Origin of the sequence: Pseudomonas sp. So3.2b, assembly GCF_019464415.1 — a bacterium.
Taxonomy (GTDB): domain Bacteria; phylum Pseudomonadota; class Gammaproteobacteria; order Pseudomonadales; family Pseudomonadaceae; genus Aquipseudomonas; species Aquipseudomonas shahriarae.
The window spans coordinates 858942-876566 of sequence record NZ_CP080494.1 but is presented as its reverse complement, the minus strand read 5'-3'; the positions used below and the strand labels follow the sequence as shown (position 1 = coordinate 876566).

Sequence of the window (17625 nt, the reverse complement as noted above, 5' to 3'; positions counted from 1 at the left end):
GAGGTGCGTCAGAAAAATATCGGCGGCTTGCAGGACAAACTTGATCCTTTCGACAGCCACCAACCGTATGCACAGGAGTTGGGGGCAAGGAGCCGACCTTTCAAGGTAACAAGTCTGCTGTATTTAGCGGATAGTCGGCCTACGCATCTGCACGCGAGTGACATACACTGCGCGGCCGTTTTTTAACCGGAACCTGTTAGACATGAACAACACCTCCCCAGCCCGTGCCTGCGGCATCGACTTCGGCACGTCCAACTCCACTGTCGGCTGGATCCGTCCCGGCATGGAAACGCTTATTGCGCTGGAGGACGACAAGATCACCCTGCCGTCGGTGGTGTTCTTCAACTTCGAAGAACGCCGCCCGGTGTACGGCCGCCTGGCGCTGCACGAGTACCTGGAAGGCTACGAAGGCCGCCTGATGCGCTCGCTCAAGAGCCTGCTGGGCTCCAAGCTGATCAAGCACGACACCAGCGTGCTGGGCACGGCCATGCCGTTCAAGGACCTGTTGGGCCTGTTTATCGGCCAACTCAAGAATCGCGCCGAAGCCACCGCCGGCCGTGAGTTTGAAGAAGTGGTGCTGGGCCGCCCGGTATTTTTCGTCGACGACGACCCGATGGCCGACAAAGAGGCCGAAGACACCCTGGTGGACGTGGCCCGCAAGCTCGGTTTCAAGGAAGTCTCGTTCCAGTACGAGCCGATTGCCGCAGCCTTCGACTACGAGTCCACCATTGAAAAAGAAGAGTTGGTACTGATTGTCGACATCGGCGGCGGTACCTCCGACTTCTCCCTGGTGCGCCTGTCGCCCGAGCGACGCAAGCATGACAACCGCCACGACGACATCCTCGCCACCGGCGGCGTGCATATCGGCGGTACCGACTTCGACAAACAGCTCTCGCTGGCCGGCATGATGCCGCTGTTCGGCTATGGCAGCCGCATGAAAAGCGGCGCCTACATGCCCACCAGCCACCATATGAACCTGGCCACCTGGCACACCATCAACTCGGTGTACTCGCAAAAATCCCAGCTGGCCCTGGGCAGCATGCGCTACGACATCGAAGACACCGGCGGCATCGACCGTCTGTTCAAGCTGATCGAACAGCGTGCCGGCCACTGGCTGGCCATGGAAGTCGAAGAGACCAAGATCCACCTCACCCACGAGGACAGCCGCCATGTGCCGCTGGACCGGGTAGAACCGGGCCTGAGCGTGGAACTGAGCCGCGCCCTGTTCGAGTCCTCCATCGACAACCTGCTGGAACGGGTGCGCAACAGCGTGACCCAACTGCTCGACGACGCCTCGGTGGATGTGGCCCAGGTCGACACGGTGTTCTTCACCGGCGGCTCCAGCGGCATCCCGGCCCTGCGCCAGAGCATCTCGGCAATGTTGCCCAATGCCCGGCACGTGGAAGGCAACATCTTCGGCAGTATCGGCAGCGGGCTGGCGATTGAGGCCAGTAAGCGTTACGGCTACTGAGTGAAGAAATCGCCTCGTGATGGCACGGGGCGATTCATCACAACTTACCTGTGGCCAACTGATCGACCCATGCCTTGAAGGTATCGGCATAGTCATAAAAACCGACAACCGTACGGACTAATTTTCCGTCCCGGAAAAACAGCGTGGTTGGCGCGGACTGCACGTCATAAGCAGGCGTTTTCTCGATTGGGCCATTGACCTCCAGCGTCTTGTCGAGGAACTCAATAGCCGTGCCCTGATCCCGGGCTGCAGCCTCCAGTGTCACGACCATTCTGTTTGAAGAGGGCTTGCTGGCATTACTGAACAGCACAATCACTGGGGTCGTGGCCTTGAGCACACGACTTTCAAAGCTGCTGGCATCTACCGTAGGCAAAGACATGATTTAGCTCCTGTCGAAACGAAAAATGATATTCCGCACTCAGGAGCAGACCAGCAAACCCGTGGTGGGTCTACTGTCAGAAATAACAGGTGTGAGCCAAAGGCAGCCTCCTACCGCGGCTCTCTAAACCATCCCGCCCAGCTTCAATTCACTCTTCAAATACGCATAGTAGATCGGCCCCGCCACCACTCCCGGCAGGCCAAAGGCTGCCTCGAACACCAGCATCGCCAACAGCAACTCCCACGACTTGGCGCTGATCTGCCCGCCGACGATGCGCGCATTGAGGAAGTACTCGACCTTGTGGATCACGATCAGGTAGCCCAGCGCCGCCACCGCCACCCAGATCGACACCGACAACGCGACGATGGTGATCAGGGTGTTGGACATCAGGTTGCCGATCACCGGCAGCAGGCCCAGCAGGAAGGTGAGGACGATCAGGGTCTTGGTCAGCGGCAGGTGGATCCCCGCCAGCGGCAGCACCACCGCGAGGAATATCCCGGTGAAGATGGTGTTGAGGGCGGCGATTTTGATTTGCGCGAAGACAATGTTGCGAAAGGCCTGGACCAGCAGGTGCAGGCGGTCGAACAGCACGGCGGCCAGGGGTTTGCGTTTGGTCAGGTCGGGCACCCGTTGCAGGGCGATGATCGCCCCCAGGACCATACCGATCAGCAAAGTCACGAACATATGGGCGGCGTCTTTGCCCACCAGTTGCAGTTCGCTCAGGTGCTTGCTCAGCCATTCGCCGATGGCCACGCGAAACTCGGCGGCGCTGGCTGGCAGGTAGGCGTCGAGGAACGGCGGCAACTGGCCGCGCGCGCGGTCGACCACGCCCATGAATTTATCGAGGGAGGCCCCGGGGTTTTCCGCTTCGTGCAGCAGGAAACTGATGGCACCAGCGAAAATCAGGGTCAGCGCGCTGACAATCACAGTGCCAAGCAACGCCACCGCCAGCCAGCGCGCACGCCGGCCTTCGATCAGGCGTTGCAGCTGCGGGGTGAGCATATTGACCAGTTCGAAAACCAGCAGGCCGGCCAACAGGCTGGGCAGCAGTTTTAACGGTAGGACCAGCAACAAGCCGCCGAAAATGATGATGTAGCTGGCCAGCAACAACACATGACGCTGAGAAAACGTTGGCATACAGCCTCTAAACGAACGGCGTTAAAGGATGGGCAGTCTGCCAGCCTTGGGACAATCAAGCGAGAAGTCTGATGGCTGTAAACGCCATCGACTGTGGGAGCGGGCTTGCCCGCGATGGCGCTGGCTCAGTCGATATCTCGCCGGCTGACACACCGCAATCGCGGGCAAGCCCGCTCCCACAGGGGTATTTAAGCGGGTCAGCCTTTGAGGCAGGTGCTCATAAAGGTTTTACGCGCATCGCCGGTCAGCGCCTTGGTTTTTGCCGACGCGTTGCAGTCCTTCATTTTTTGCTGCTGCGGGGTCAGGGTCTTGGCGTCGTTGGCGGCCGGGGCCGAGAGGCAGGTTTTCATGAAGGCCTTGCGCTCGTCGCCCTTCAAGGTCTTGGTCGAGGCTTCGGCATTGCAGGTGGTCATTTTGTTTTGCTGGGCAGTGGCCGCAAACCCTTGGGAACAGAGCAGCAGACCGATCATCAACAACGGAATACGCAACATCTTCATGGAGTTTTCTCCCTGTTACCACGCCGAGGGGCGCGGCCTCCCCTGCAGTGTAGACAAAGCCTGTTACACCTTCACCTGCTACGTAAGTTCGTTCGTCGATACTGCTCCGGCGTACAACCGGCCTGGCGCTGGAACATCGCAATAAACGCCGAGGCGGTGCTGTAGCCCAGGTCAAACGCCACCTCCTGCACGCTGCGCGTGCTTTCCAGGGCCTCGATGGCCGCCAGAAAGCGCAGGCGCTGACGCCACTCGCCAAAGCTCATGCCCAGTTCGCGCACAAACTGCCGGGCCAGGGTGCGCTCGCTGACATGCACCTGCTGCGCCCACAGCGCCAGCGCGCGATTGTCCCCAGGATCGGCCTGCATGCCTTCAAGCACGCTGAGCAGGCCGGGGCTGCTGGCATACGGCAGGAAACAGTCATGCACCGGCGCCTGCTGGAGTTGGTCCACCAGCACCTGGGCCAGGCGCACGTCGGCCTCGTTGGCCGGGATGTTCACGTCGCGCTCGGCGAAATCACTGAGGATCGCCTTGAGGATGTTGCTGATGGTCAGGGTGCAGGGCTGCTTGGGCAACAGCTCGCACAACGACGGCGACAGGTACACCGAGCGGTAGACAATCGCCTGGGCATTGTAGGAACTGTGCTGGGTGTTGGGCGGGATCCACACCGCGTATTGCGGCGGCGACACAAACCGGTTGCCGCCCACTTCAAAGCGCATCACGCCACGGGCCGAGTAGTCCAGGGAGCCCCAGGCATGCTGATGGCGGGAGGCGCGGCTGTCGGCGGCAAATTCCGAGTAGCGGAAGTACACCGGGGCCGGTAGCACGTCGAAATCGGGCAGGTTGATGTAGGTCTTGGACATATTGTCTGGATACAAAGGCGGCTTGTCTGGATCGAAGTATAGGCTTCGATCCAGACAAAGGATAATCAACCCTCACTAACGTTCCTGGTTCCTTGCAATGCAATACGCTTATCCGCTGCTGGCCATCTTTATCTGGGCTGGCAATACCGTGGTCAACAAACTCGCCGTGGGCTCGATTTTCCCGGCCGAGATCGGTTTTTATCGCTGGCTGCTGGCGGCCATCCTGTTCACCCCGTTCATGCTCAAGCCGGTCATTGCCAACTGGGCATTGATCCGCCCCAACCTGGGCAAGATCGCTGTGCTCGGCGTGCTCGGCATGGCGGTTTACCAGAGCCTGGCGTACTACGCCGCGAGCCTGACCAGCGCCACCAATATGGGGATCATCCTGTCGCTGATGCCATTGATGGCCCTGACTGCGGCGATTATCAGCCTCGGCCAGCGCCTGACCTTCGGCGCCCTGACCGGGGCGGTACTGTCGTTTTCCGGGGTGGCGGTGGTGGTGTCGGCCGGCAGCCTCGGCGCGCTGCTGCAACACGGGGTGAACCTGGGCGACGCGATGATGTTGGTGGCCACCCTGGCCTACGCGATCTACAGCACCCTGTTGAAAAAATGGCAGCTGCGCCTGCCGCCCCTGGTGCTCCTGTATTTGCAGGTGCTGGTGGCTGTGGTGGTGCTGTTTCCACTGTTCCTGGCCTCGGACAAGGTCGGCCTCGGCCCGTCGAATATTGGCCTGGTGGTGTACGCCTGCTTGCTGGCCTCGATGATTGCGCCGCTGGCGTGGATGCATTCGGTCAAGCAGTTGGGGCCGAGCCGGACCACGCTGTTTTTTAACCTGCTGCCGTTGATCACCGCGCTGATTGCCGCAGTGGTGCTCAAGGAACAGCTGGCGCTGTATCACCTGGTCGGCGGCGTACTGACGCTGGGCGGGGTGATTTTGTCGGAGCGCTGGACGACGCCCGTAAGACGTTAAAGCCCGGCCGCCTTCAACCGCTGTGCATGCTCGACAAACAGGCGGATCGGCTCGGCCCCCTTGCCCACCAGGCCCAGCGACTGGTTGACGATATCGAAATGGTCCAGCGCATAGTCGTCACCGATCACCGTGCCCAAGTGTGAGCTGTAGCGCCCGACCATGCCGTCGCACTGGCCTTTCTCCTTGACGAAGGTCCGTGCAAACAGCCGGCAACTGCGGTTGGTGCCGTCCAGCAGGTTGCGCCCGCGATCGGTCTTGCCCGGCTGCAGGGTGCCGGACCAGGAGTAATAGCGCACACCGCCCACTTCCTCGGCGCCCTGCCCGCCCCAGGTATCTGGCAGGCCCTGAGGGTACTGGCGATTGAACAGCGCCACTCCCGCGCTGGTCAGCGACTGATGGGAGGCGTGGATATCCGCCGCAAAACGCGGGCCGCGATAGCCGGTTTCCAGAAGCCCCATCACCACGCCCACCAGGCGCAACAGCGCACTCATGATCCGGCCCTTGGCGCTGTCGGCCGGGTAGTGGGTGTGCAGGTAGTCTGCCAACTCCGAGCCGTGATTAGGTCCCGCCACCGACGTCACCGAAGCCACCCATTCCGGGCGTTTGGCCGCTGCGTAACGGGCGGTGAGCGAGCCCTGGCTATGGCCGATCAGGTTGACCTTGTCGGCGCCGGTCTGGCGGCGTATCTGCTCGATCTGCACCAGTAACTGCTCGCCACGCACCTCGCTGGAGTTGAGCGGCGCCACTTGCACCGCAAACACCTGCGCCCCGCCGGCACGCAAGGCCGGAACGATGCCGTACCAGTACGGGTACAGCACCAGCCGTACAAACCCGAGCATGCCCGGCACCAAAACCAGGGGATAACGTGTAGCCAATGTCTGCGTCATAGGGGCAAACGTCCTTGAAAGAGGCGATTAGGCTGATCCTAGACCAGCCCTGCCGCCACCGATATGACACCCGGCAACATCCGATAAAACTTTTTGCGCCGCGCAGCACTCACAACTTGGAGCGATCACGCCCCGAGAGTGTGGCTCAAAACCGGATTAGCCTCAGGAGATTGAAATGACTGACATGCATTTGTCTGACGTAAGCACCCTTCGCGAACGAGCACGCAAGAATGTGGAAAACGGCGCGGTGACCGAAGGCTACAGCGCCGACCGCGAAGAGATCCTGCGTCTGCTCAATGAGTCGCTGGCCACCGAACTGGTCTGCGTGTTGCGCTACAAGCGCCACTACTTCATGGCCAGCGGCCTGAAAGCCAGCGTCGCCGCCGATGAGTTCCTGGAGCACGCCAACCAGGAACTGGAACATGCCGACAAACTGGCCGAGCGCATCGTGCAACTGGGCGGCGAACCCGAGTTCAACCCGGACCTGCTGTCCAAGAACTCCCACGCGCAGTACGTAGCCGGCACGACCTTGAAGGAAATGGTCTACGAAGACCTGGTGGCCGAGCGCATCGCGGTGGACAGCTATCGCGAGATCATCCAGTACATCGGCGAGAAAGACCCGACCACCCGCCGCATCTTTGAAGACATCCTGGCCCAGGAAGAAGAGCACGCTGACGATATGGCGGACATTCTCAAAGACCTGTAAGGCTGCCAGCACAGCTAACAACGGTGGGAGCGGGCTTGCTCGCGAGAGCGGTGTATCAGTCAGCATTTTTAGCGACTGAGCCACCGCTATCGCGGGCAAGCCCGCTCCCACATTGAGCTATCGGTTTCTTCGGTTAGCCTTTCACCGTTTTCGGTGCCTTGCCTTCCCGCATCTGCTGCAACAGCGGCACGCACTGGTTCGGCTCATCCCCACTCGGCGCCACCAGCGCCAGCAAGCCCGCCGCAGGGGCGACGATCACACCCAGCGCCACCATGCCTGCGCCACGCAACAACAGTGGCACCGTCTTGACCCCGGCATTGGGCTTGATAAACGGCCCGTTGACGTACAACGGCGAGCGCAGCGAGAACAGGCGAAAGCCCTTGGACTCTGGGCTGATCGTCAGGTCCAGCTGTTCGCTGGCCATGTTCGCGGTGCCGTCGATGTAGATGATCGCGTTCTCGGTATCGAATACAAACAGGCGGGTGGTAGCCAGGCCGGTCTTGATGCCGAAATCTGCCGCCGCGCAGTTGATCTTCACTTCCTTGTCGCCAAACAGTTTGCCAATCACATAGTTGCCCACGTTCAGCCCGGCGATTTCCATCAAGCCACGGCTGATGGCTCCGTCGTTGATGAGCATTTTCAGATCGCCATTGGCACTGCCCAGCAACGCTGCCACCGAGTTGCCGCGCCCGGCGATATCGGCATCGCCATTGAGCTCGCCGAAGCTGGTCTTCATCGGTTCAAAGGTGGGGAACAGTTGCTTGAGCTTGAAGTTGCGCGCCGTCAGTTTCGCCCGGCCTTCCAGCGGGGTGATGCGGCCATTGAGGCGAATCTGCGCATCGAGCTTGCCGCCCGCCACACCGAAACGCAGGGGTTCGAGGCTCAGTTGGCCGTCGTTGAGCACCAGGTGCGTGTAGAGGTCGGTAAAGGGCAATTCGGCACTGTGGACGATGCGTTTGCCGGTGAACTCGACATCCGCGTCCATATCGCGCCAGCGCTCGGTGCGGAACTCCTCCACCGGCAACACCTTGGTCGCCGGTTGCTTGCTTTCACCGCCACGAGCTTTTTGCTTGGCATTGGAGTCGGCACCGATCAGCGGCGCGAGGTCGGCCAGCAGCAGTTGATTGGACACCAACGCGCCGCTGAGCTTGGGCCGTGGCTGACTGGCGACATAGGCCAGGTCGCCGTGGATGTCGCTGTTGCCGATCTTGCCGTTGAAGTTCTCATAGCGGAACGACGCACCGCCGGCCTCCTGCAACTTGGCGATCAGGCGCCCATCGGTGGAATAGGCCGGCGAGTCCGGCAGGGTCACGCCAGTCAGTGGGTAAAGGTTGCCCAGGCTGGTACCGGACAGTTTCAGGCGCAGGTCCAGGGCGCCGAGGTTCAGTGGGTCGGTCAGGGTGCCGGCCAAGGCAATACTGGTATCACCGATTTTCGCCTGGGCTTGCAGGGGGAATGGCTTGGCAGCGTCCTGCAGGGCCAGCAGCCCGCCGATCTTGCCGCTGCCCGCGAGTTTCTGGCCGTGGTACTGGCCGCTGACCTTGAGGCCGAAGGCATAGTCCTGGGGTGTCGCGCCCTGCTCCAGGGCCTTTTTGGCATCGCGCTCGCCGACGATTTCGCTGAATGCGATGGGTTTGCCCAGGAGGTCGATCAGCACATCGAGACGGGTCTTGAGGGTCTGGTCGTCGAGGGTCACGTGGCCCTTGTCGAAACCGATGGCACCGATATCCACCACCCAGTTGGACGGTTCGGCATTCGGATCCTTGGGATCAAAGGTGAAGGTCCAGTTGGCGCGGCCATCGGCCAGGCGCTGCAGCTCGGCGCTCGGTTCGGTCAGGTCGATGCGCGGGATCACCACGCGCTGGGCCAGCAAGGCCAAGGGCGAGATGCGCAGTTCAACGCGCTTGAGGGTGACCATTTGCGGTTTTTTCGACCACTCGGGGTTGCCCAGGCTCAGGTCTTCGGCCACCACATGGGGCCACGGCACCCAGGCGCGCCAACCGCCCTCGTCCGGCTCGCGCTGCCAGACCACCGCCAGGTTGCCATTGATGGCAAAGGCGCGATGCAGCTCTTCGGAGACTTTGGCATTGAGTTGCGGCTTGATCCGGTTCCAATCGAAGAACACCAGGATCAGTACCACTGCGGCGATCAGCAGGGCGAAGCAAGCACTGCTCCAGGCGAGAATTTTACGAGTGCGCGTCATTGCACAGGGCTCCTGATTACGACTGCGCGTGCCACGGGCCACGCGCGCAAGGGCTAAAGCTTATATGGCTACGACTGGCAAATGGCCTGGGGGTTTAACCGCAGAGGGCAATTAGCAGTGAAAAGCGTTTTTTCTGACTAATCCGACAGCTTCTTTCATCAATGACGCACCATTGTTACCCACGCCCGTGTCGAAAATACCCACCTCGGTGCAAAAGCGCGTGCTTGAGAGCCGCGATTTAGAGCCTCGGCGCAGAACAATCAATTCTGTTGATTATTACCATTGCGTTTATGAACTTTTATATCGAGATATCGAGAGTAGCATTGGCTCCGTACCCACTTTATCGCCCTCCCAAGGAGCCACTCTCATGAAACGCCAATTACTGCTCAGTGTTGCACTCTCCGTCCTGGCCACCAGCGCTTTTGCCCTGCCAGCCGCAGAACAAGCCATCCCACAAGCCAAGGCTGACGCCGCGCACATCAGCCAGACCGTTGCCGAAGGTGGCCGCGATCGCCTGGAACAGAAAGGTCTGGTTGAAGGCGGTTCCGACCGTCTGCAAGAGCGCAACGCCGTCGCCGAAGGCGGTCGCGATCGCCTGGAACAGAAAGGCCTGGTTGAAGGCGGTTCTGAGCGTCTGCAGAAACGTGAATTCGTAGCCGAAGGCGGCCGTGATCGCCTGGAACAGAAAGGTCTGGTTGAAGGTGGCTCGGACCGCCTGCAACAGCGCGAATTCGTTGCCGAGGGCGGCTCCGACCGTCTGGATGACATGCATAAAGCTACGAGCTAAGCCCGTGCCGGCCCTGAAAAAAGCCCGATCCCCAGTGATCGGGCTTTGACTTTGTGGGACCTGCCCCCCTTTTGCCCTGTTTCAAGTTCGACGCCGGTAAAGTTGTTTTGCTAGAGTGCGTCGCTGTCCTTGTCTACAAAGCCCAGCTGCCAATGCTCCCCCGCGCCGAACAGAAGCAACAGACCCGCCTTGCCTTGATGGACGCAGCCCGCCATCTGATGGAGGGTGGCCGTGGGTTTGGTAGCCTGAGCCTGCGTGAAGTGGCAAAGAGCGCCGGCATCGTGCCCACCGGTTTTTACCGTCACTTTGCCGATATGGACCAACTGGGCCTGGTGCTCGTCAGTGAGGTCGGCCAGACCTTCCGCGCCACCATCCGCCTGGTACGCCACAACGAATTCGTCATGGGCGGCATCATTGATGCCTCGGTGCGGATCTTTCTCGATGTGGTGGCGGCCAACCGTTCGCAATTCCTGTTCCTGGCCCGCGAGCAATACGGCGGTTGCCTGGCCGTGCGCCAAGCCATCGGCGCGCTGCGCGAGGACATCACCTCGGACCTGGCAGCCGACCTGACGCTGATGCCCAAGCTCCAGCACCTGGATGCCGACGGTTTGCATGTGATGGCCGACCTGATCGTCAAGAGCGTGTTCGCCACCCTGCCCGACATCATCGACCCGCCCGCCGCCGCCCTGCCTCCGCATCTCACGCCCCAGGCCAAGATCACCCAGCAACTGCGCTTTATCTTTATCGGCCTCAAGCACTGGCAAGGCCTGGGCAGCACCGAGTAGCGCGGTCAACGCACCGTGTGAAAACGCTTGGCGGTGGTGTAGTTCTTCTTCCAGTAGTTGTTGGCCAGGGAGTCGATGCGGATGCTCTTGCCCTTGCGCGGCGAATGAATGAACTTGCCCTCACCCACATAAAGGCCGACATGGCCGACCTGGCTGCTGCCATTGGCCTTGAAAAACACCGCATCGCCGGGCTGCAGCGCATCACGCTTGATCGTCGCCGCCGTTGACCGGTGCATCGCCGCCGTGGTGCGCGGGATGACAATATTGGCCTCGGTCTTGAACAGATAGACCAGCAACCCGCTGCAATCGAACCCCTGCTCCTGGGAGCTGCCGCCCCACTTGTACGCGGTGCCCAGCAACTCATGGGCGCGGTCGACCACACTCTCGATGGTGGGTTGCGGCACGGCCTGCAACGATGAACTGAAAGGGGCCAGGGAAGTGGTGCGCTTATTGAAGTTGGCCGAAGCCGATGAGGTGATGCCAAACAGACCGACCATGACTACACATAAAAATGACTTAAACATGAGGAACGTCGCAATGGATTAAACACGGGGGCGAAATCCTAGTGAAACGACGCGTAGAAATATGAGCGAGGAATCCCCTATGCGCGTAGGAGCAATCCCAAATCAACCCTGGGACAAGTAGCTGAAGGAAACGCCCTGCAAAACAGCTGGCGGGGCCCGCCAAAACCGCCCAATTCGGGTGCTTGCGCAGCCCATGACGCACCACAATGAATCACTCCCTCACCACCCCCTCGCCCCGTTTAGTGGCGCAACGCCCCAGACCTACGGCGTTTTCCTACGTCCAGCAGGGTTGGCAAGCCCCTTGCTCTAGCCTGTTTATCGCTCATAGCTGGAAGCTTCCTGATGCTGGTGATCCACCGCCGAATCGCCCCCCAACCCACCTGGGCCGCAGAGTTGCTGCTGAACTTCGAAGCCCGCAGCAAAAGCCGCCTGCGCTGTTTCAGTGCCGAGGGAGAAGACGTCGGCCTGTTTCTGGAGCGCGGTCAGCCGCCGCTGCACGATGGGGAATTCCTACAGGCTGAAGACGGACGTGTCGTACGTGTCTGCGCGCGCCCTGAACAACTGCTGCACGTAACCTGCAGCAGCGCCTTCGAGCTGACCCGCGCGGCCTATCACTTGGGCAACCGCCATGTGGCCCTGCAAGTGGGTGACGGCTGGCTGCGCCTGCTTGATGACTACGTGCTCAAGGCCATGCTCGAGCAATTGGGGGCCCATGCCGAAACCCTCGAAGCACCGTTCCAGCCCGAGCACGGCGCCTACGGTGGCGGTCATCATCACTCACGCCACGGTGACGAAGACTTCAACTACCCGCCCAAACTGCATCAGTTCGGCGTGCGCCTGTGAACCCGGCCTGGGCGCTGTTGCGTCTGGCCAGTCCGCAATTGCCGATTGGCGGCTACAGCTATTCCCAGGGCCTGGAAATGGCCGTGGACAATGCCCGTGTCAGCGATGCCGACAGCGCCCGACGCTGGATCAGCGACCAACTGCTACTCAACCTCGCACGCTTCGAAGCGCCGCTGTTGCTTGCCCAGTGCCAGGCCGCCGCCGACCAGGACTGGGCGCGCCTGCGCCAGCTCTGCGAAGAGCATCGTGCCAGCCGCGAAACCCGCGAGCTGTTCCAGGAGAGCCGGCAAATGGGCTACTCCCTGCAACAACTGCTCAACGGTCTGCCGGAACTGGATGACGCAGCGCGCCGCTTTCTCGACGCCACCCCCGAACCCCACCTGGCCCTGGGCTGGGCACTTGCCGCGCGCGCCTGGGCGATCAGCCCCGAGGATGCCCTGGCCGCCTGGCTGTGGAGCTGGCTGGAAAACCAGTTGGCGGTGCTGATGAAGACCCTGCCCCTGGGCCAGCAGGCCGCCCAACGCCTGACCAGCGAGCTGCTGCCGTTGCTGCAACAAGCCCAGCAGGACGCCCGCCAGTGCGATCCCCATCACGTTGGCAGCGCCGCGTTCGGCCTGTCCCTGGCATGCATGGCCCACGAGCGCCAGTACAGCCGCCTGTTCCGTTCCTAGGAGAAACCCATGAACACACAACCTCTGCGCGTCGGTATCGGCGGCCCCGTTGGCTCCGGCAAGACCGCCCTGACCCTGGCGCTGTGCCTGGCCCTGCGTGATCGCTACAACCTGGCGGTGGTCACCAACGACATCTATACCCGCGAAGACGCCGACTTCCTGGTGCGCAACCAGGCCCTGGCACCCGAGCGCATCATCGGCGTAGAAACCGGCGGCTGCCCGCACACGGCGATTCGCGAAGACGCGTCGATCAACCTCGAAGCCGTGGATCAACTGAACCGGCGCTTCCCAGGCCTGGACCTGATCCTGGTGGAGTCGGGCGGCGACAACCTGTCGGCCACCTTCAGCCCCGAGCTGTCGGACCTGACCATCTATGTGATCGATGTGTCGGCCGGCGACAAGCTGCCACGCAAGGGCGGGCCGGGGATCTGCAAGTCGGACCTGTTGGTGATCAACAAGATCGACCTGGCGCCGCTGGTCGGCGCCTCGCTGGAACTGATGAACAGCGACACCCAGCGCATGCGCGGCGGCAAGCCGTTTGTGTTCAGCAACCAGAAAACCGGCGTCGGCCTGGAAGAAATCGTCGCCTTTATCGAACGCCAGGGCCTGCTGACCGCAGCCTGATCCCTTACCAAGGAGCTGTTTATGAGCCTCAACAAACTGTTTGCCGCCGCCACCCTGCTACTGGTCCCAGCCCTGGCCTTTGCCCATCCGGGCCACGGCGACAATGGCCTGGTGGCCGGCATCAGCCATCCCCTCGGCGGGCTGGACCATTTGCTGGCGATGCTGGCCGTCGGCCTATGGGCAGCGCAGCAACAAGGGGCGGCGCGTTGGGCGCTACCGTGTACGTTTGTCGGCACCATGCTGCTCGGCGGCGTGCTGGGGTTTGAAGGGTTGGCCTTGCCGGCCCTGGAAAGCGGGATTGCCGCGTCGGTACTGGCCCTGGGCCTGGCGGTGGCCTTGGCGATTCGCCCGCCGGTGGCGCTGGCCGTGGCCGCAACAGCGGTGTTTGCCCTGTTCCATGGCGTGGCCCATGGCCTGGAGCTGCCGGACATGACCAGCCCTTGGGCGTATGCAGCCGGGTTTGTCGGGGCGACGGCGGTGCTGCACGCGGCCGGGTATGCGCTGGTGCGCTTCTTGCCGGCTGCGGCGGCGCCGCTGGTGCGGCTGGCGGGCGCGGCTTCGGCGGCGACCGGGGTCTGGTTGCTGGCGGGCTGAGCCTTGCGGTGCCTGTAAGGGATCCATCGCAGGCAAGCCAGCTCCCACATTTGAAGGGGTTCACAACTCAAAAATGGGGAGCGGGCTTGCCCGCGATAGCGCTCGCACAGACACCACTGTTCTCAAGCCTGCTACCATGCGCGGCAAACACCCCTGCCGTGACGACGCCAGCCGATGCCCATCGCTCCAAGCTCCGCCCACAAGCCTCAATTGAACGCCGTGCTCACGCACTTCAACGACCTGATCGTGCCGCTCTGGCAGGGTCCGGGCTGGAATGCCGAGCTGGCGTTGCCCTATGAGGCGCTGGACGCCGACCATCGCCCCTTGCCCCCGCAACGCTACCGCGCCATGGCCTGTGCCCGGCAGTTGTATGTGTTTGCCAGCCTGATCGGCGAGCCAGGCAAAGAGTTTGCGCAAGAGCGCGCTGCGGCGTTGTTTCGCTCGCTGCAACGGCACTTCCATGACGCCGAGCACGGCGGCTGGTTCTACAGCATCGACCCCCACGGCAATCCGCTGGACCAGCGCAAAGACCTCTACACCCACGCGTTTATCATCTTCGCCTGCGCCCATTACTGGGCCAAGGTCCGCGAGCCGTTGGTGGAGTCGGTGCTCAATGCCGCCCTGGAAGTAGTCGCCGAGCGCTTTGCCACGGGCGACGGCCTGTATGAGGCGGTCCTGGAGCGTAACTGGTCGTCCCTCGAGTCCGGCCCGCTACAGAACCCGCTGATGCACCTGGCTGAAGGCTTCCTCGCCACCCTCGCGGTGCGTGAAGACGCGGCAGTGCAACAGGCCCTGCTGGCACTGGCGACGGCCATGCAGCAGCGCTTTATCGAGCGCCAGCATGGCGTGATGATGGAGAAACCCCTGGGCGCTGTGGATAACTGGTTCGAGCCGGGGCATCAGTTTGAATGGTTCTTCCTGCTGGAGTCCTCGCCCCTGCTGCGCGGCACTGCGCTGCATGCCTCGCTGAGCAGGGCATTTGCCTATGCCGAGCAAACCGGTGTGGATAACCTCACTGGCGCCGTCAGCGGCATGTTGGCGCTGGACGGCAGCGTGCGTGACGCCACCCAGCGCATCTGGGCCCAGGCCGAGTACCTGCGGGCACTGACCTTGCGCCCGGGCAGCGCGGCGGTGCTGGAGCGCCAGTTGCTGGCGTTGCAGCAGCATTTCCTGCATGCCAGGGGCTGGAATGAGTGCCTGGATGCCAAGGGTGAGGTGAGCCGGCGGGATATGCCGTCGACTACGCCTTACCATTTGGCTACCTGCTATCAGGGGTTGAGCGAGTTTCTCGGCTGATTTTCCCGGCCCCATCGCAGGCAAGCCAGCTCCCACACTTGAACGGTTTCCATCGTTGGAACGCAGTCGAATGTGGGAGCTGGCTTGCCTGCCAGAGCCTCACCTCGGTCTAACGGCCGATCACGCAATCCACTTGCGATCCCCAGTAAAACTGATCGTCAGCCACCGCGCCTTGTCCGGCGCGCCCAGCCCTGTGGATATCTCTTCACGTAGCCCGTCGAGCGTCGCAACCTTATCCACCGGGTAATCGGCCGGCAACACCACATGGATCTCGATAAACCGCGCCCGCCCGTGTTTCTGCACGTAGGACACGTAATCCTCGAAACCATGCCGGGCCTGGGCCGCATCCATCACTTCGCGCACCTTGTCGTCCAACTGGTCCGGGGCAATCCCCAGCACGTCGCGCAAGGCCGGGCGCAGGATCTTCAAGGCCGGCGCCAGCATGCTCAGGGCCAGCAGGATCAGGATCAAGGGGTCGACATACACCGCCCACTCGCCGTAGCCCTGGGACTTGAGCAACAACGCGGCCTGGAAGCTCACCAGCAGGCCCACGGAGAGCATCGCGTCCACCAGCCAACTGATATTGTCGAACTGGATCAGCGACGACTGCAGCTTGCGGTTGCGGTGGCGCACATAGAAGAAGTAGGCGAACTCGACCACGGTAAACACCGCGGCGTAGATGATCACCAGCCCCAACTCGATCTCGCGCCCGCCATTGATAATGCCGAACACCCCGTTGAGAAACGCGTAGATGGCGATCAACAGCAGGAAACTGCCCTCGATCAGCAGCACCATGGGTTCCAGGTGCCAGTAGCCGAACTGGAAGCGGTCATTGCTTTTCTTGGCGATCAGCTTGGCCGTGATCAGCATCAGCACCTTGATAAAGGTCGCGATCAGCGAGAAAAAGCCATCGAATAAAATGGATTGGGCGCCTGATATCACACCCGTGACAATCCCGGCGATCGCCACGGCGAACATCAGGATGGTCGATTGTTTGAGCAGTGCCTGCTCACCTCGGTTACTCACATATCCTCCTGTCAAAACCTTTAAACCGCTGGTTGCGGTGGGGTTTTCAGGAGTGGAGTGTACCTTATGTCGCCTTTTGGCCGATTTGCCGCCTTCGCCGGCAACCCCGGCTCCCCCATTTGATTGCATTTCAGAAGAGGGAGCCGCGCTGCGACGATTCGACTTGCCCGCGCTGCAGGCGGCGCGGTGCTAAACCTTATTTAGCCCCACGCTCAATCGCAAACCCTGCCCAGGTCTGGCTGACCGGCATCAGCTCCAGGCGGTTGATGTTCACATGCGCCGGGGTGTTCATCACCCAGAAGATGGTGTCGGCAATATCTTGCGGCTGGATCGGCTCGGAGCCCGCATAGGTGGCGTCGTAACGCGCCTGGTCACCGCCGAAGCGCACCAGGGAGAACTCGCTCTCGCACAGGCCCGGCTCGATGTTGGTCACGCGTACGCCGGTGCCTTGCAGGTCGCAGCGCAGGTTCAGGGAGAACTGTTTGACGAACGCCTTGGAGCCGCCATACACGTGGCTGCCCGGGTACGGGTAGTTACCGGCGATGGAGCCCAGGTTGATGATCCCGGCGCCACGACCATGGGCGATCAGGCGCGGCAGCAGCAGGCTGGTAGTGGTCAGCAGGCCCTTGATGTTGGTGTCGACCATGGTTTCCCAATCGTCGAGGCTGCACTTGGGCGCCGGGTCGGTGCCCACGGCCAGGCCGGCATTGTTGATCAGCCCACGCAGTTTGCTGAACGATGGCGGCAGGTTGGCAATTGCCTCCTCCATGCCCTTGCGATCACGCACGTCCACCACCAGGCCATGCACCTCGGTCTGCTTGGAAAGCTCTTCGACCAGGACATTCAAGCGCTCGGCGCGCCGACCGGTGAGCACCAGTTTCCAGCCAGCCTCGGCAAAGCGACGGGCACAGGCTTCGCCGAAACCTGAAGTTGCGCCAGTAATAAACAGCGTGTTGGACATGGTGTTCTCCTTGCGGGCATCGGGAAAAAATCAGCCAGCAGAATGCCCTTACGCCGCCGTTGCGGCAACCGCTATGCACATAACTTCATGCACACCTGATCACTTTTTAACCACCCCAGGTAAAGCCTTGTAAACCGTGGCCTGCAGCCATATGCGCGCAGGTTATCCACAGCTGCGCCCACAGTCTTTGGGGGCAAGTACAAAACCCTCCAGGCCCCTATGTACAAGGCTTTCAGGGCGATTCAAAAAGTTTTTTGCTTGACCTTGGGCGGGCCATATGTAGGCCCCTGCGGGAGGATGAGTCGGGATGCATGGCTCCAGGCCAGTAAATCCGGCCTCTACACCAGTCTTTCCAGAGTTTAACCACAGACTTATCCACAGGCTTGAAGGTCATGTTTCGGTCA

Annotated in this window: 19 protein-coding genes; 10 read left to right on the top strand and 9 right to left on the bottom strand. The window is 61.6% G+C overall.

What is annotated here, in order from left to right; translation table 11 throughout:
- Positions 1-202 precede the first annotated feature (202 nt).
- Positions 203-1471 (top strand): Hsp70 family protein, encoded by a 1269-nt coding sequence (locus K1X80_RS03825; RefSeq protein ID WP_115127277.1) that lies wholly within the window; start codon positions 203-205, stop codon positions 1469-1471.
- A gap of 37 nt (positions 1472-1508) precedes the next feature.
- On the opposite strand, the gene K1X80_RS03820 is transcribed toward K1X80_RS03825, so the two are convergent.
- The 4 genes from K1X80_RS03820 to K1X80_RS03805 form a co-directional block, all read right to left on the bottom strand.
- The gene (locus K1X80_RS03820; RefSeq protein ID WP_057437492.1) at positions 1509-1850 is read right to left on the bottom strand and encodes a co-chaperone YbbN; all 342 of its coding nucleotides are present in this window, start codon (positions 1848-1850) and stop codon (positions 1509-1511) included.
- A 123-nt stretch (positions 1851-1973) separates the two neighbouring features.
- Complete coding sequence (locus K1X80_RS03815) at positions 1974-2987, bottom strand: AI-2E family transporter (protein ID WP_057958180.1); 1014 nt, start codon at positions 2985-2987, stop codon at positions 1974-1976.
- A gap of 197 nt (positions 2988-3184) precedes the next feature.
- On the bottom strand, positions 3185-3484 hold the full coding sequence (locus K1X80_RS03810) for a PsiF family protein (protein ID WP_057437488.1): 300 nt from the start codon (positions 3482-3484) through the stop codon (positions 3185-3187).
- Positions 3485-3555: 71 nt separating this feature from the next.
- The gene (locus tag K1X80_RS03805) at positions 3556-4344 is read right to left on the bottom strand and encodes a helix-turn-helix transcriptional regulator (RefSeq protein WP_220172668.1); all 789 of its coding nucleotides are present in this window, start codon (positions 4342-4344) and stop codon (positions 3556-3558) included.
- 97 nt (positions 4345-4441) lie between these two features.
- On the opposite strand from K1X80_RS03805, the gene K1X80_RS03800 reads away from it, so the two are divergent.
- On the top strand, positions 4442-5314 hold the full coding sequence (locus K1X80_RS03800; protein WP_198791921.1) for a DMT family transporter: 873 nt from the start codon (positions 4442-4444) through the stop codon (positions 5312-5314).
- Here the strand turns inward: K1X80_RS03800 and K1X80_RS03795 are convergent.
- Complete coding sequence (locus K1X80_RS03795; protein WP_186625844.1) at positions 5311-6201, bottom strand: triacylglycerol lipase; 891 nt, start codon at positions 6199-6201, stop codon at positions 5311-5313. The genes K1X80_RS03800 and K1X80_RS03795 overlap by 4 nt on opposite strands.
- 175 nt (positions 6202-6376) lie before the next feature.
- Here K1X80_RS03795 and K1X80_RS03790 point away from each other — a divergent pair, with 175 nt between their 5' ends.
- Positions 6377-6907, top strand: a complete 531-nt coding sequence (locus K1X80_RS03790) for a bacterioferritin (RefSeq protein WP_057958177.1) — start codon at positions 6377-6379, stop codon at positions 6905-6907.
- Between the two features lie 133 nt (positions 6908-7040).
- Here the strand turns inward: K1X80_RS03790 and K1X80_RS03785 are convergent, their stop codons facing one another.
- Positions 7041-9110: an AsmA family protein gene (locus K1X80_RS03785; RefSeq protein WP_198830442.1), complete on the bottom strand. Its 2070-nt coding sequence runs from the start codon at positions 9108-9110 to the stop codon at positions 7041-7043.
- A gap of 367 nt (positions 9111-9477) precedes the next feature.
- Between K1X80_RS03785 and K1X80_RS03780 the strand changes: the two genes are divergently transcribed.
- Both K1X80_RS03780 and K1X80_RS03775 read left to right on the top strand, forming a co-directional pair.
- Complete coding sequence (locus K1X80_RS03780) at positions 9478-9897, top strand: hypothetical protein (protein WP_057437478.1); 420 nt, start codon at positions 9478-9480, stop codon at positions 9895-9897.
- 152 nt (positions 9898-10049) lie between these two features.
- Positions 10050-10682: a TetR family transcriptional regulator gene (locus K1X80_RS03775; protein WP_057958175.1), complete on the top strand. Its 633-nt coding sequence runs from the start codon at positions 10050-10052 to the stop codon at positions 10680-10682.
- Positions 10683-10687: 5 nt separating this feature from the next.
- Here K1X80_RS03775 and K1X80_RS03770 read toward each other — a convergent pair whose 3' ends face one another.
- On the bottom strand, positions 10688-11206 hold the full coding sequence (locus tag K1X80_RS03770; protein ID WP_128593132.1) for a C40 family peptidase: 519 nt from the start codon (positions 11204-11206) through the stop codon (positions 10688-10690).
- 342 nt (positions 11207-11548) lie between these two features.
- On the opposite strand from K1X80_RS03770, the gene ureE reads away from it, so the two are divergent.
- The 5 genes from ureE to K1X80_RS03745 all read left to right on the top strand — a co-directional run bounded on the left by ureE (position 11549) and on the right by K1X80_RS03745 (position 15234).
- Positions 11549-12049 (top strand): urease accessory protein UreE, encoded by a 501-nt coding sequence (gene ureE / locus K1X80_RS03765; RefSeq protein ID WP_057437471.1) that lies wholly within the window; start codon positions 11549-11551, stop codon positions 12047-12049.
- Positions 12046-12720 (top strand): urease accessory protein UreF, encoded by a 675-nt coding sequence (locus tag K1X80_RS03760; RefSeq protein WP_186625847.1) that lies wholly within the window; start codon positions 12046-12048, stop codon positions 12718-12720. Before ureE ends, K1X80_RS03760 begins: the two co-directional genes overlap by 4 nt.
- Before the next feature lie 9 nt (positions 12721-12729).
- On the top strand, positions 12730-13344 hold the full coding sequence (ureG, locus tag K1X80_RS03755) for an urease accessory protein UreG (RefSeq protein ID WP_003217431.1): 615 nt from the start codon (positions 12730-12732) through the stop codon (positions 13342-13344).
- A 21-nt stretch (positions 13345-13365) separates the two neighbouring features.
- Entirely contained in the window at positions 13366-13938 is a 573-nt protein-coding gene (locus tag K1X80_RS03750; RefSeq protein WP_057437463.1) for a HupE/UreJ family protein, read from the top strand.
- 174 nt (positions 13939-14112) lie between these two features.
- Positions 14113-15234 (top strand): AGE family epimerase/isomerase, encoded by a 1122-nt coding sequence (locus K1X80_RS03745; protein ID WP_220172667.1) that lies wholly within the window; start codon positions 14113-14115, stop codon positions 15232-15234.
- A gap of 120 nt (positions 15235-15354) precedes the next feature.
- Here the strand turns inward: K1X80_RS03745 and K1X80_RS03740 are convergent, their stop codons facing one another.
- A complete protein-coding gene (locus K1X80_RS03740) occupies positions 15355-16260 on the bottom strand; it encodes a cation diffusion facilitator family transporter (RefSeq protein ID WP_220172666.1) in 906 nt (301 codons plus the stop codon).
- 196 nt (positions 16261-16456) lie between these two features.
- Positions 16457-17221 (bottom strand): SDR family oxidoreductase, encoded by a 765-nt coding sequence (locus K1X80_RS03735; protein ID WP_220172665.1) that lies wholly within the window; start codon positions 17219-17221, stop codon positions 16457-16459.
- Positions 17222-17625 lie beyond the last annotated feature (404 nt).

Excerpts from the sequence above, each read along its gene's own strand:
- K1X80_RS03775 (WP_057958175.1), top strand. The coding sequence starts at position 10,050 with ATGCTCCCCCGCGCCGAACAGAAGCAACAGACCCGCCTTGCCTTGATG.
- K1X80_RS03825 (WP_115127277.1), top strand. The coding sequence starts at position 203 with ATGAACAACACCTCCCCAGCCCGTGCCTGCGGCATCGACTTCGGCACG.
- ureG (WP_003217431.1), top strand. The coding sequence starts at position 12,730 with ATGAACACACAACCTCTGCGCGTCGGTATCGGCGGCCCCGTTGGCTCC.
- K1X80_RS03810 (WP_057437488.1), bottom strand. The coding sequence starts at position 3,484 with ATGAAGATGTTGCGTATTCCGTTGTTGATGATCGGTCTGCTGCTCTGT.
- K1X80_RS03790 (WP_057958177.1), top strand. The coding sequence starts at position 6,377 with ATGACTGACATGCATTTGTCTGACGTAAGCACCCTTCGCGAACGAGCA.
- K1X80_RS03800 (WP_198791921.1), top strand. The coding sequence starts at position 4,442 with ATGCAATACGCTTATCCGCTGCTGGCCATCTTTATCTGGGCTGGCAAT.
- K1X80_RS03745 (WP_220172667.1), top strand. The coding sequence starts at position 14,113 with ATGCCCATCGCTCCAAGCTCCGCCCACAAGCCTCAATTGAACGCCGTG.
- K1X80_RS03820 (WP_057437492.1), bottom strand. The coding sequence starts at position 1,850 with ATGTCTTTGCCTACGGTAGATGCCAGCAGCTTTGAAAGTCGTGTGCTC.
- K1X80_RS03785 (WP_198830442.1), bottom strand. The coding sequence starts at position 9,110 with ATGACGCGCACTCGTAAAATTCTCGCCTGGAGCAGTGCTTGCTTCGCC.
- K1X80_RS03735 (WP_220172665.1), bottom strand. The coding sequence starts at position 17,221 with ATGTCCAACACGCTGTTTATTACTGGCGCAACTTCAGGTTTCGGCGAA.
- ureE (WP_057437471.1), top strand. The coding sequence starts at position 11,549 with ATGCTGGTGATCCACCGCCGAATCGCCCCCCAACCCACCTGGGCCGCA.
- K1X80_RS03805 (WP_220172668.1), bottom strand. The coding sequence starts at position 4,344 with ATGTCCAAGACCTACATCAACCTGCCCGATTTCGACGTGCTACCGGCC.
- K1X80_RS03780 (WP_057437478.1), top strand. The coding sequence starts at position 9,478 with ATGAAACGCCAATTACTGCTCAGTGTTGCACTCTCCGTCCTGGCCACC.
- K1X80_RS03770 (WP_128593132.1), bottom strand. The coding sequence starts at position 11,206 with ATGTTTAAGTCATTTTTATGTGTAGTCATGGTCGGTCTGTTTGGCATC.
- K1X80_RS03750 (WP_057437463.1), top strand. The coding sequence starts at position 13,366 with ATGAGCCTCAACAAACTGTTTGCCGCCGCCACCCTGCTACTGGTCCCA.
- K1X80_RS03795 (WP_186625844.1), bottom strand. The coding sequence starts at position 6,201 with ATGACGCAGACATTGGCTACACGTTATCCCCTGGTTTTGGTGCCGGGC.
- K1X80_RS03815 (WP_057958180.1), bottom strand. The coding sequence starts at position 2,987 with ATGCCAACGTTTTCTCAGCGTCATGTGTTGTTGCTGGCCAGCTACATC.